This window comes from Mitsuaria sp. WAJ17 (assembly GCF_014174515.1).
Lineage (GTDB): Bacteria > Pseudomonadota > Gammaproteobacteria > Burkholderiales > Burkholderiaceae_C > Roseateles_B.
The window spans coordinates 1-12,498 of the sequence record NZ_JACJUG010000023.1 but is presented as its reverse complement, the minus strand read 5'-3'; the positions used below and the strand labels follow the sequence as shown (position 1 = coordinate 12,498).

Below are 12,498 nucleotides of genomic sequence, written 5' to 3'. Positions count from 1 at the left end.
CGCTGGCGACTCCTCACGCCGCCATCTTGAACTTCGACCGCTTCCTCGCCCGCATCGCACGCCCCTCGGTGGTGCTGCGCATCGCCACCCTGGCCTACTTCCTGATGGAGTTCGGCAGCCTGGTGACGGCCCTGCGTGGCGGCAACTCCGAACCCTACGACGGCCTGCTGGCCCAGCTCTACCGCCGCAGCCTGGGCAATCCGCAGGACCCAGTGCTGGTGATCGCGTGCTTCCTGCTCTTCTGCGCCTTCATCTATCTCTTCTGGCAGGCGGCACAGGAGAGCAGCCTGGACCGGCCGCGCCCGCGCGCCCTGCAGCGCATCGTCGCGCTGGATCTGCTGGCCTGGTGCATCACCCCGGCCCTCCCCTTTCTGGTGACGGTGCTGGCCTCAGTGCGGCTGCGCTTGCGCGCGGCCTTCTTCTTCGCGGTAAGCCAGGTCGTGATCCGCCTGCTGCTCTACGCGCTGCTGCCCTCCGAGACCGAATGGCAGGAGCAGCGCCAGCCCAATGCCTCGATGTGGGCCCTGCTGATGGCCCAGTTGGGCGCCTTCGTGGGCCTCTATGCCATGGCCTTCGGCATCGGCCGCCTGCTGGCCAACGAGGTCGACAAGCGCCGCTGGCTGCAGGTCATGCTGGCCGAGAAGACCTCGGGCGAGGCCCTGCAGGCCGAGCAACTGCGCTACGCCGAACGCATGATGATGGCCCGCGAGCTGCACGACGTGATGGGCCACCACCTGACCGCGCTGAACCTGCAGCTGCAGCTCTCAGAGGCCCTGCTCAAGCGACAGGACCCCGACGGCGCCTCGCAGGCCGTGGCGCGCGCCCGAGAAGGCGCCGCCCACCTGCTGGCCGACGTGCGCGCCGCCGTCTCGGCCGAGCGCGCCAGCAACCGCATCGACCTGCGCGAGGCCCTGCAGGCGCTCGCCAAGGGCATTGCCAGCACCGACATCAGCCTGGAGCTGGACGAGGTCGCGCAAGACCTGAGCCCGCGCACCGCCCATGCCCTGCTGCGTTGCGTGCAGGAGGCCGTCACCAACAGCGTGCGCCACGGCCGGGCCCAGCACATCGGCATCCGCCTGAGCTGCCTGGGCGAAGGCGACGCGGCCGAAGTCTGCGTCACCGTGGAGGACGACGGCCCCGGCGCGCCGAAGCTGCGCGAGGGCAATGGCCTCAAGGGCATGCAGGAACGCATGGCCGAGCTGGGAGGGCGCTTCAAGATCCTGAAAAACGGCCCCGGATTCATGATCGAATGGCGGGTGCCACGCAAGAGCTGAGCCCCGGGAATCACGACGAGAGGAGAAATCCATGAGCGAGAAGATCAAGGTCCTGCTGGTGGAAGACCAGCAACTGGTGCGCGAGGGCCTCAAGGGTCTGCTGGCCCTGCATGAGGAGGTGCTGCTGATCGGCGAGGCCGCCGACGGTGCCGAGGCACTGGAGAAGTTGGCCGAGGACCAGCCCGATGTCATCCTCTCCGACATGCGCATGCCGCGCCTGGACGGCACCGGTCTGATCCGCGCCCTGGCGGCCCGCGCGTGGAAGATCCCCGTGGTGCTGCTGACCACCTTCGACGACGCCGAGGCCTTCGACGAGGCCGTGCGCGCTGGCGCCAAGGGCTTCCTGCTCAAGGCCATCAGCCCCGACACCCTGGTCCAGGCTCTCAAGGATGTGGCCGCCGGCGGCACGGCCCTGCGCCCCTCGCTCACCGAGCGCATGGAGCGCCCCAGTGTCGAGCGCGCCTTCAGCGCCACGCCCCAACCGGATCCGCTCTCGCCCAAGGAGCTGCAGGTGCTGCGCCTGGTGGCCAGCGGCCGCAGCAACACCGAGATCGCCGCCCTGCTGGGCAATAGCGAGGGCGTGATCAAGAACCACTGCTCGGCCGTGTTCTCCAAGATGGGCGTGCGCGACCGCACTCAGGCCGTGCTGCGGGCGATCGACCTGGGCTGGATCTGAGGATCAGCGAGGCAGGGCCGCCCGGCCCTGCCGCTCAGAAGCGCCGGGCAGGTGCCGCCAGGTGCAGCACCCAGAACCGTTCATAGCGCCCCGAGGCGCTGACGCAGGCCAGGCCCAGCTCTTCGAAGTCCGCGCGCATGAGGTTGGCGCAGTGCTCCTCGCTGGCGGTCCAGAGGCTGAAGGCCTCGTCCAGGCCCAGGGGGCCCGCGGCCAGGTTCTCACCGACGGCGCGCAGCACATAGCCGGTGTCACGCACGCGCTCCCTCAGTGTGGGGCTGCTCAGCCCCTGGTGGCTCAGCTCGCCGCGGGCCGCCAGCTCGGCCGCGAAGCGCCGGGCCGAGGTCTGCAGGGCCCCGCTCCAGCGCAGCGGGCGGGCGGCCTCGAAGGCCCGGGCGCCACAGTGGCGTGCCTCCTGGCGCAAGGCATTGGCCAGGGCCAGGGCCTGCTCTACATCGGGGTCGCAGCCCGGGGGCTGCCGCGGCGCCTCCTGTGCCGTCGCGGCCGTGGCCAGGCCGGCCAGCAGGCCGGCCCGCAGAAGCTGCAGGAAAGTCGTGCGTCTCATGGCACGCCATCTTAGGGCCAGGGCCGGCCTGCGGTCTGCAGGCGCCGGGACAGCCAGCGCCTCAGCACCTGACGCAGCTGCTCGCAGGGGCCGGTGAAGGCGGCCGACAGGATCAGGCTCAGGACCGCCACGCCACCCCATGCCAGCAAGGGCCAGACCGTCGTCAGCGCAGCGAAGAACTGCAGCAGCGGGTAGTGAAAGAGGTAGATGGGGAAGGTGGCCCGGGACAGCCGCGCCGCCCAGCGCGCCAGTGCGGCGGGTGCCTGGCGCCCGCGCAGCCAGGCCGACATGCCGGCCACATGCGCGGCCACGCCCAGGGCGATGAGGTTGTCCGAGATGAAGGCGTCCGAATTCCCTATCAGCTGCGACAGCGGCTGCGACAGCAGGTCCATCAGGCGCCAGGTGATGAACCGGTTGCCCACCTTGCCCACCGCCAGCGCCAGCGCCCAGGCGAGGCCGATGGCCGCCAGGAGCGCCCCCTCGGAGGCGCCCATCGCCTGCACCCGCCGGCTGCGATGGACCCACACGCCCAGCCACCAGGCCGGCAGCAGCAGCAACAGGCGTGGACCGATCAGCAGCGCGCAGGCCAGGGTCAGCGGCCAGCGCCAGCGCGCCGGCGAAAAACTGAGCACGCCGAAGAGCAGGTAGTAGCCAGCCTCGTAGGACAGGGACCAAAGGGGGATATTGCTGCCCGCCGCCCACCCCTCGATCCAGAATTCGTTGACGAAGAGGACCGAGGCCAGCACCCGGCCCCACCCGCCTGGCTGGGTGTCGTGAAGCGTGGGCTGCAGCGGGCGCCCCCAGGCATCCAGCAGCAGGGTCAGGGCGATCGCCGGCAGAGCGACTGACCACAGCCGACTCAGGCGCTGGACCGCGTAGCGCCGCCAGTCGAGGTCCTTGTGCTCGTGGTTGTAGGCGATCACGTAGCCGGACAGCACGAAGAACACCACCACCGCCTCATGCCCGTAGCCCGCCAGGCCCTGCAGCCAGCGACCGTGAAAACGCGCATACGACGCGTGGTGGACGAAGACCAGCAGGGCCGCTGCCAGACGCAGCAGGTCCAGGTGGATCGAGAAGGCCGGGGACATCAGTAAGCCCTGGAGGCACGAGGCCGTGGCGATGGATCAGGCTGCACTGTAGCGACGCCGGCTCAGCACCTCGCCCTGCCCTCCTCGGCGGGGTGACTGGGCGGCCAGCGGCGTCACGCCCAGGCTGCGCCTGGGACAGCGGCCTGCTGCCATCCTGTTTTTCCTTTACGGGCTTTCACCACCCCGCAACTTGGTGTCACTAGGGCTTACAGCATCCCCACTTCGAAGGACAGGTCGTGAGAATCCGCACGGTCTGGACAGCCCCGGCCGAGCAGTTTTGAGCGCCGCACGCACCCCAGTCCATCTCGAGTCCGTATTTGGAGGGTCTTTCACATGCGCAAGCAACTTCTTTCGGTCCTGGCCCTGTCGGCCGCCATGGCCAGCGCCCAGGCCAGCACGCTGCTGTCCGAGGGCTTTGACAATGTCGGCGGCCTGGCTGCCCAGGGTTGGGTGTTCACCAACAAGAGCACGAACCCTGGCAGCAACTGGCTGCAGGGAGCCGACGGCGTCTTCGCTCCGCAGGCAGGTGGCCCGACCAGCTACGCGACGGCCACGTACAACAGCGCCAAGCCGGCTGGCGGCGCCATCGAGAACTGGCTGATCACCAAGACCTTCTCGCTGTCCCAGTCCTTCCAGCTGAGCTTCTACGCCAATGCCATGGCCGATGGTTTCATCGATCAACTGGACGTGATGCTGAGCACCAATGGCAGTTCCAGCGCCACCAGCGGCTTCACGCACCTGCTGGTGTCCATCAACCCGGCTGGCGACGTCAATGGCGCCCCCTTTGGCTGGACCCGCTACACCGCCACCTTCGACGGCCTGGGCGGCAGCGCCTCGGGCCGCCTGGCCTTTGTCTACAAGGGTAGCTACGACACGGCCGATGCCATCGCCCTCGACACGCTTGACGTCAGCACCGTCCCCGAACCCGCCAGCTACGCCCTGATCGCCCTGGGCCTGGTGGGTGCCGCCGTGGCCCAGCGTCGTCGCAAGGCCTGAGTCCCCACAAGAGGAGAACACACCATGAAGAGCCAATCCCTGATCGCTCTCGCCAGCGGCCTGCTGCTCAGCGGCGCCGCCCTGGCCTGCACCAACTGCGACGAGCACGCCAAGGCTGAAGCCAAGGCGGCCGCCAGCACCAGCGTCACCGAAGGCGCCGACGGCATGATCGCCGTGCGCGACGCCGTGACCGGCGAGCTGCGCGCCCCGACCGCCGACGAGCTGGCCGCGCTGCAGGCCAAGGCCCAGGCCGCCAAGTCCTCGCGCCTGCGTGCCCTGTCCGTGGCCCCCGTCCAGGCCGAGCGCATGAACTCGCGCGGCGCCTACGGCTTCCGTCCCGGCCCCGAGAACGTCAGCTACTCCGTCGTGACCCGCAATGCCGACGGCAGCCTGTCCAGCACCTGCGTGCAGGGCCAGGACCAGGCCGAGGCCATCGTCAAGGGCCAAGTGGCCAAGTCCGCCAACAAGGAGTGAATCCCGTCATGAGCAAGCACTTCATCAAGCCGCTGGCGGCTTCCCTGCTGCTGGCCTTCGGTGCCGCCCAGGCCGCCACCATCCAGATCCAGAACCGTGATCCCGTCGGCGTGGGCTTCAACGACCCCACGCCCGTCGCCCCCGTGGGCGGCAACCCCGGCACCACGCTGGGCGAGCAGCGCTGGAACGTCTACCGCTACGTCGCCGACATCTGGGAAAAGCAGCTGAGCAGCGACGTGGTCATCACCGTCAGCGCTGGCTGGGAACCCCTGACCTGCTCGGCCGGCTCGGCCGTGCTGGGCAGCGCCAGCGCCTGGAACATCTGGCGCGACTTCGCCGGTGCCCCCAAGGCCAACACCTGGTATCCGCAGGCCCTGGCCAACAAGATCTCGGGCGTCAACCAGTCCGAAGGCCAGCCCGATGACGGCAGCGGCTACGGCAACGTCGATATCAAGACCCAGTTCAACATCAACCTGGGCAAGCCCGACTGCCTGAGCGGTTCCGGCTTCTACCTGGGCCTGGACGGCAATACCGGCGGCAAGATCAACTTCGTCGCCACGCTGCTGCACGAGCTGGGCCACGGCCTGGGCTTCGCCACCTTCACCCGCGGCAACACCGGCTCCCAGCTGATGGGTTACCCCTCGGCCTGGGACCACTACCTGCTGGACAACGTGACCGGCAAGCTGTGGACGCAGATGACGAACGCCGAGCGCGTCACCTCCGCCACCAACGGCCGCCGCCTGGTGTGGAACGGTACCGACGTCAAGTCCAAGGTGCCTGAAGTCCTGGCCCTGGGCACGCCCTCCGCCAAGATCACCGCGCCGTCCAGCCTGTCGCGCGCCCTGGCCATCGGCACCGCCGCCTTCGGCCCGCAGATCACGGCCACCGGCCTGAGCGCCGAAGTGATGCCCGTGGTCGATCAGGCCGACGGTGTCACCGGTCTGGCCTGCAATCCGCTGAGCGCAGCCAACAAGCTGGCAGTGGCCGGCAAGATCGCCCTGGTGGATCGCGGCACCTGCTCCTTCACCGTGAAGGTCAAGAACGCCCAGCTGGCTGGCGCCAAGGCCGTGCTGGTGGTGGACAACGCAGCCGACAACCCGCCCCCGGGCCTGGGCGGTGCCGACGACACCATCACCATCCCCTCCGCCCGCATCAGCAAGGTGGACGGCCTGGCCCTGAAGGACGCGATGAAGGCCCGCACCCGCACGCGCTCCGGCCTGTACATCACCCTGAGTCTGGACATGAGCCAGTACGCCGGCGCCGACCTGATGGGTCGCCCCTACCTCTACACGCCCAATCCCTTCGCCCCGGGTTCCTCGGTGTCCCATTACGACACCAGCGCTTTCCCTAACCAGCTGATGGAGCCCTTCATCAGCGCCGACCTGACGACCATCCTGCAGTCGCCGAAGGACCTGACCTTCCACCTGCTGCGCGATATCGGTTGGTAAGCCGCACGCTGCGGCACCGCCCGGTGCCGGCAGCTTTCAAGGCGCGAGATCCTTCGGGGCTCGCGCCTTTTTCATGGCGTCACTGCCAGGCGACCTGCAGCTGTCCCAGCGTCCGCCAGCGGTGGTGGCTGCCCAACGTGCCGTCGCCGTGCTTCGAGTAGTAGCGGAAGCGGATATAGGCCTGCGCATCCGCATCGAACTCGCGGCGCTGCGCGTCAAGGATGAGCCAGCGCCCGTCCACCCACAGCTCTGCCCAGTCGTGGTAGTCGCCAGGCTTCACGATGGCGTCGTGATCCAGCACGTAGCCCCCCACCGTCCGGGCCGGCAGACCTGCGGCCCGGGCCAGCGCCGTCGCCAGATGGGCGAACTCGGTGCAATCGCCCTGGCGCATGCGCAGGGCCTGAAGAGCGCCCTTGTCGCTCGGGCTGTAGGCCGTGTAGCGGATGTGCGCGAGCAGCCATTCAAAGATGGATCGGGCAGTATCAAGACCTGACCCCAGCTTCAGTTCGGCCGCAAGCTCGGTGATGGGAGCCTCGCCCAGGTCCAGGTAGGGCCCGGGCCCCTGCCAGTTGTCGCAGCCCCTGCCCGAGGCGGGCTTCATCGACGGCAGCAGTGCCACGCGCATATCGACATGGACCCTGACACGCTGGTTCGGGGCGACTTCCGACAAGCTGATCAGCGCGGTGTTCTGACCCAGGCAGTCCGGATTCCAGCGCAGTGGATGTGAACCTTGCGCAGAAACCAGCTGCTGCCCGCCTGGCAGCGACGCCGGCAGGGCGCAGGCGAATTCTTCATTCCTGAGCCACTGGCTACCGGGATTGAACAGCTCCCAGACAAAGCGGAGTCGCCGCAGCGGCACTTCACCGGCCGATGCCAGAGTGGGTAGCGCAGCAGCGAGGCCGGCCGTCAGACCCCGCAGGGCGGCGCGCCGCCTCACAGGCCGCAGCCCAGGCGCTTGGGCCCCAGTCTTTGCAGGCCGTCCAGGCGAGCGGCCTGCCGGGCGGCCGCGGCCAACGCGGCCTCGCCCCCGGTGTAGATCAAGCCCAGGCGCCCGCCCTGGCCCGCCTGCAGCACATCGAGCTGCGCCTGAGCGCTATCGCGGTCCGAGGCCACGATGAATCGGGAGCGCACGCGATCGGGCTGAGCCCCGGCCGCCCTGCCGCCCTGGCGTCTTGGGCCGGACGCAGCCCCAGCCACAACGCCTGCCGTCGCCAGGGGCTCTGCATCGGGATAGCGGCGGCGCAGGCCAACCATCTCTGGGCTGAAGTACAGACGCTGCCGGGGATCCTGCATCTCCAGCAGGAACTCCTCCGGGGTCAGGTCTTGCGCTTCGCGCAGGTCCAGGGGCAGGCCGGACCAGCCCATGCCCTGCTGCACCCAGGCGATGACGCCTCCGTCAGCGACAGCCACCTTGCGGTAGCCTTGCGCCCGCAGGGCGAAGCACAGGTCCACCAGCTCCGGTTCGCCCTTGCCACGGCCCAGGAGGAGCACGGACTTCGCGCGCCAGTAGGGCTTGGACAGCAGGGCTTCCGGGCTGACACTTATCGCGCCGGCGGCATGCCCTCGCTCGAACTCCGCAGGGAGGCGGACATCCGCCAGCATGAGTTCGCCGCCGAACCGGGACAGCTCGGCCACGTCGATCAGGCAATCCTCCTGCTTCAGCGGCCGTGCCCTTACCTGCGGTCGTTCAGCCTTGGACGAAGCCTCTACAGGCGGCTTGGGACAGGCCCCCGTGGCCTGGGGAATGCCGGCCAGCACGTCGAGCCCGGTCATGTCCATCGCGCCTGCCGCCCTGGTCAGAAGCAGGAAGGCCGTGGCAAGGCCTGCCCCACGAGAAGTCATCCACCGTCCCTGCATATGAAGTTTCCCTGCTATCGAGAGAGTTGCACCGCCGAGGCACCAGGCGCCACCGCCGATGCCGCCGCAGCCAGCACTGGCACGCCAAACACCCATTGCGCATAGCGCTGCTTGCCGGCCAGCGCGGCATCGTCGGGCTCGAAGTTGTCCTGCTTGATCGGACGCTGGTTGGAGAGGGAATGCACCCCAGCCACGAAGGCGCCCGCGCGCACCAGCCCCCATTCGGCCTTGCCAGTCATGGGATCCACGTAGATGCGGCGCAGATGCCGCCGCAGCTGGCCCGTCCTGCGATCCGCCAGCAGCGCGTCAAGGGACTGCGGCAGCTCCCTGGCCTTGGGATCCGGCGAGGCCTGCTGGTAGCTCTCGAAGGCCTGGCGGAACTGCTGGCCGATGAAAAGGAGTTCGCGCTCGCGGGCGCGCTGGGTCGCCTGCGACGCCACCTCCACCACCTGCACCAGGCCCAGGCCCAGGGCCGCGATGCCCAGCAGCAGCCAGACATACGCGAAGCCGGCCATGCGCCGACAGTGTCGCCTAGTAGTCCGCATAGGGCTTGCCTGACTTGCCGCTGCCGGGCGCTGCGCTGCGCAGATCCGCCACGCGCCCGGACTCGCCGCTGGGCGGCGCCACCAGAACCCAGTTCGTCTGACTCTCCAGCACAGGGTCCCAGGGCAGGGCCGAGAGATATTTCGCCTCGACCAGTTCCTCCAGCGACTCCGGATAGCGCCCCCTGTCCGCGAAGAAGCGGTCGATGCCGATGCGCGTCACCCGCAGGTTCTCGGCCAGCACGACGTCCCGGCTCTTGTCCAGCGAGCTGAAGTAGCGCGGCACGGAGAGCGTCAGCAGCATGGCCAGGACCACCATGACCAGCAGCATCTCGATCAAGGTGAAGGCGCGCGTCAGGGGGCGGCGGCTGGCTACCATAGGCGATAGGGGACCCCGTTGAGGCCCTTGCGTTCGGATTTCGACAGGACGTCGTAGACATCGTCGCCCGGCCTGGGATCGTCCGCCGGGGATGCGAAGCTGCGCAAGGCCCAGCTGTCCGGGGCTGGCACGCCTTCGGCAGCGAATGGATCCCTGGGCAAGCGCCGCAGGAAGTGAATTTTTTTCTTGACGGGACTGCGCTGGTCCTCGACGCCATCGACCAGCACCTGCAGCGACTTGGGATAGCCCGAGTCACCGACCGTCAGTGCGATGCGCCCCTGCTCGGCGGCCCGCTTGTAGGCGTCCAGCGCTGAACGGATCTCCATCAGCGCGTGACGCAGCTCCTGCTCCTTGTGACGCTGAGCGGCCACCTGCGCCATGGGTACGGAGACCAGGGCCAGCACCGACAGGATGGCCAGGCACACCAGCAGCTCGACGAAGGTGAAGCCACGGGCGGTGCGGCGGGCGCAGGGGCGGGTCGTCATGGCGTGACGACGAGGCTGTGGACCAGCGGCAGCGGGCGCGCCAGCCCCTGCTCCGGCGTGGGCGTCGCCGCGCTGAGCGCGATACCCGTACCCGTCGCGGCGGCCAGGGCGCGGAAGGCGACCTGCACCACGCCGCCCTGGCCATTGACGCCGTTGGCACCGTCGCGAGTGATGGCCGCAAACACCTTGCCCTGCGCCACGTCCAGCCGGTGGCTGAAGGCCGTGCTGCCCCCGCCCTGCTTGAAGAAACTGCCCTCCTGGACCGACACCGGCTGCACGATCTTGGGGTCAAAGCCCAGCACCAGCGGAAGCCCCAGCAGGGCCTGCTCCGAGCTGATGTGCAAGGTCAGCGTGAACTGTTCGCCGACGCGGACGGCAGCCGGCCCCTGCCACTTCAGAGCCACGCCTGGGCCCGCGCGCTCGGCGCCTGCGCTTTCCGGCGGTCGGGTCACAGCAGCGGCCGGCGCCGCGGTGCCTTCCGGCTTCTCCTTGGCCTCGGGCACGGCATCCAGCTTGAGCTCGGGCATGCCGATGGCCGCTTCCGTGCCTGACAGCAGCTCGGCCTGCTGCGCACTCGGACGCTGCAGGGAGCGCAGAATGCGCGGGGTGATGGACAGCAGGATCTCGCTGCGCTGCGTGTCGTCCTTGCTGCTGCCGAACAGGCGGCCCGCGATGGGCAGCTCGCCCAGCCCCGGCACCTTGTTGGCCCCGACGCGCTCCTCGGAATTGATCAGCCCGGCCAGCACCTGGGTCTCGCCGTCGCGCAGCTGCAGGGTCGTGGAGGCCGCGCGCTGCCCTATCTGGTAGGACAGCGTGCCCGTCTTGCTGACGATCTCGCGGACCAGGTTGGAGACTTCCAGGTTCACCTTGATGGCCACCTCCTGGTCCAGGCGGATCTGGGGCTCGACCTCCAGCTTCAGCCCCACGTCCACATAGCTCACCGATTCGGACACAAAGCCCGTCGAGGTCGAAGTCGTGGTGATCACCGGCACCTTGTCGCCGATCTGGATCCTGGCCTTCTCCTTGTTGCGGACGCGGATGCGCGGATTGGCGAGGATGTTGGCGTCCTGGTCTTCCTTGCGCGCGTTGATGGCCACCGGCCCCACCGTGGCCTTGACGGTAGAGGGGCGCAGGTGGGCCAGTTGGCTCAGGGTCAGGGCATCGGTGCCCGTGGTCAGCGGTGCCAGGCTCAGCTGACCCGGCCACTGCACACCCAGCTCCATGAGCCTGGAGCGCTTGACCTCCATGATTTCGACGTCAAGCATCACCTCGGGGTCGGCCACATCGTGCAGGGCCACGATGCGCTCCGCCAGCCTCAGCGCTTCGGGCGTGTCTCGCATGACGATGGTCCCGAGTCGCTCGTCCACCACCATGTCCTTGGCCTTAACGATGGTCTTGAGCAGGTTGGAAACCGCCTTGACGTCGCCATTGGCCAGAAAGAAGGTCCGCACCGACAGGGCCTGGTACTCCTTGAGCTTCTGCGGCGTCGAAGGATAGATCAGCAGGGAGTTGGCGTTCAGCACGCGCTGCTCCAGCTGGTTGGTGGTGAGCAGCAGGCGCAGGGCGTCCTCCACCGTGGTCTGCTTGGCGATCACCGTGGCGCGGAGGTCGGGCCGCACGTCACGGTCGTAGAAGAAGTTCAGCCCGGCCACCTTGGCCAGCACCTCCAGGACGGACTTCAGCGGCGCATCGCGGAACTCGAGGGACACGGGCTTGCGGTAGGCTGCCGCCAGGCGTTTGTCCGGCCCGAGCTGCTGCTGCTCCAGCGCCTCCACGCGGGCCTGCCAGTACTGGGCGGCAGTGCTGCGGGGATTCTCCAGCAGCACCTGGCGCAGCTTGGCCGCTGTCAGGGGCAGAGACTCGGTGGCGCCCGCCTTGAGCTCGCGCTCGACCACGGCCAGCACCTGGAGGTGGCGGCGATCCCGGAGGATGTCCTGCATGCCCTGGCGTGCCACGGCATTCTCGGGGTCCAGGCCCAGGGCCTTCTGGTAGTGCTTCTCCGCCTCGCTGAGTCGTCCAGCCCTGGCCTCGCCCGAGGCATCCATCAGGGCACGGCGCACGACGGCCTCGCGCCGTGTCAGCAGTTCCATGCGGAACTCGGCGTTCCTGGGCGCTTCCTGCACCGCCTGCTGGAGCTTGGCCAAGCCTGCCTCCTGCTGGCCCTGGGCCATGAGGGCCTGGCCTTCACGGAAGGCCGCGTCCCCCGCACAACCGGCCAGGGCCAGCAGCAGGGTCAGGCCGAGCCATCGGCACCCAGGGCGCGCACGCAGGCGCCTTGCATCAGGGAACTTGGTCATGGAGAACTGGAGATGTCGAGAGATTGACGCGTCTGCGTAGGCACATGGAGGAAGACGGCCATGTGGTCCTGGATCGCCTCGAGCAGGTAGGCCTCGGCGACCTTGTCGCCGGGCCGGGCAAACAGGCTCTGGTCGAAATGGAGCAGCAGGGCCACCGGGCCGCGTTCGTCCTCATAGCGCCCCAGAGCCTTGAAGGGAAGGGGCGGTGCCACGCGGGAGGGCGCCTGCTCAAGCAGCACCTCCTTGACGGGCGCCGTCGCTGGCGCCTGCAGCGCGGGCAGCTCCGCCGGCCGTGCCCAGGACGGGATGACGAAGGGCTGGCGCCAGGGCTCATCGCTTCCAACGGCAGGGGAGCCATCGACGGGCAGCGAGGGCAGGCCCGTCGCCGGCGCCGCGGCGGGCAGTGGCGCCGGCGACGCG

General features: G+C 68.9%; 13 protein-coding genes and 1 pseudogene. 5 read left to right on the top strand and 9 right to left on the bottom strand.

The features are described from left to right. The first annotated feature begins 26 nt into the window (after positions 1 to 26). The gene (locus H5407_RS17465; RefSeq protein ID WP_183105764.1) at positions 27 to 1,274 is read left to right on the top strand and encodes a sensor histidine kinase; all 1,248 of its coding nucleotides are present in this window, start codon (positions 27 to 29) and stop codon (positions 1,272 to 1,274) included. Positions 1,275 to 1,305: 31 nt separating this feature from the next. Continuing rightward, positions 1,306 to 1,950: a response regulator transcription factor gene (locus tag H5407_RS17460; protein WP_183105763.1), complete on the top strand. Its 645-nt coding sequence runs from the start codon at positions 1,306 to 1,308 to the stop codon at positions 1,948 to 1,950. Positions 1,951 to 1,984: 34 nt separating this feature from the next. Here H5407_RS17460 and H5407_RS17455 read toward each other — a convergent pair whose 3' ends face one another. Next, a complete protein-coding gene (locus tag H5407_RS17455) occupies positions 1,985 to 2,512 on the bottom strand; it encodes a CAP domain-containing protein (RefSeq protein ID WP_183105762.1) in 528 nt (175 codons plus the stop codon). Between the two features lie 11 nt (positions 2,513 to 2,523). Next, positions 2,524 to 3,600, bottom strand: a complete 1,077-nt coding sequence (locus H5407_RS17450; protein WP_183105761.1) for an acyltransferase — start codon at positions 3,598 to 3,600, stop codon at positions 2,524 to 2,526. Between the two features lie 333 nt (positions 3,601 to 3,933). On the opposite strand from H5407_RS17450, the gene H5407_RS17445 reads away from it, so the two are divergent. Genes H5407_RS17445 through H5407_RS17435 form a run of 3 tightly spaced genes read left to right on the top strand, consistent with a single transcriptional unit; the run spans position 3,934 to position 6,518 of the window. Continuing rightward, positions 3,934 to 4,596 (top strand): choice-of-anchor J family PEP-CTERM protein, encoded by a 663-nt coding sequence (locus H5407_RS17445; protein WP_183105760.1) that lies wholly within the window; start codon positions 3,934 to 3,936, stop codon positions 4,594 to 4,596. A 24-nt stretch (positions 4,597 to 4,620) separates the two neighbouring features. Further along, positions 4,621 to 5,070, top strand: coding sequence for a post-PEP-CTERM-1 domain-containing protein (locus tag H5407_RS17440; protein WP_183105759.1), 450 nt, complete (start codon positions 4,621 to 4,623; stop codon positions 5,068 to 5,070). Positions 5,071 to 5,078: 8 nt separating this feature from the next. Beyond that, positions 5,079 to 6,518, top strand: coding sequence for a PA domain-containing protein (locus H5407_RS17435; protein ID WP_183105758.1), 1,440 nt, complete (start codon positions 5,079 to 5,081; stop codon positions 6,516 to 6,518). Between the two features lie 79 nt (positions 6,519 to 6,597). On the opposite strand, the gene H5407_RS17430 is transcribed toward H5407_RS17435, so the two are convergent. The 7 genes and pseudogenes from H5407_RS17430 to H5407_RS17400 all read right to left on the bottom strand — a co-directional run. Continuing rightward, positions 6,598 to 7,137 (bottom strand): transglutaminase family protein, encoded by a 540-nt coding sequence (locus H5407_RS17430; RefSeq protein ID WP_183105757.1) that lies wholly within the window; start codon positions 7,135 to 7,137, stop codon positions 6,598 to 6,600. Positions 7,138 to 7,451: 314 nt separating this feature from the next. Continuing rightward, on the bottom strand, positions 7,452 to 8,291 hold the full coding sequence (locus H5407_RS17425; RefSeq protein ID WP_183105756.1) for a rhodanese-like domain-containing protein: 840 nt from the start codon (positions 8,289 to 8,291) through the stop codon (positions 7,452 to 7,454). Between the two features lie 98 nt (positions 8,292 to 8,389). Beyond that, the gene (locus H5407_RS17420; RefSeq protein ID WP_183105755.1) at positions 8,390 to 8,890 is read right to left on the bottom strand and encodes a type II secretion system protein; all 501 of its coding nucleotides are present in this window, start codon (positions 8,888 to 8,890) and stop codon (positions 8,390 to 8,392) included. A 16-nt stretch (positions 8,891 to 8,906) separates the two neighbouring features. Next, positions 8,907 to 9,296 (bottom strand): type II secretion system protein, encoded by a 390-nt coding sequence (locus H5407_RS17415; RefSeq protein WP_183105754.1) that lies wholly within the window; start codon positions 9,294 to 9,296, stop codon positions 8,907 to 8,909. Further along, entirely contained in the window at positions 9,290 to 9,781 is a 492-nt protein-coding gene (locus H5407_RS17410) for a type II secretion system protein (protein ID WP_183105753.1), read from the bottom strand. The genes H5407_RS17415 and H5407_RS17410 overlap by 7 nt, the downstream gene beginning before the upstream one ends. Then, positions 9,778 to 12,078: a cohesin domain-containing protein gene (locus H5407_RS17405; RefSeq protein WP_183105752.1), complete on the bottom strand. Its 2,301-nt coding sequence runs from the start codon at positions 12,076 to 12,078 to the stop codon at positions 9,778 to 9,780. Before H5407_RS17405 ends, H5407_RS17410 begins: the two co-directional genes overlap by 4 nt. Next, positions 12,075 to 12,498: pseudogene (locus tag H5407_RS17400) on the bottom strand (hypothetical protein); the annotation flags it as partial. The pseudogene H5407_RS17400 and the gene H5407_RS17405, both read right to left, overlap by 4 nt.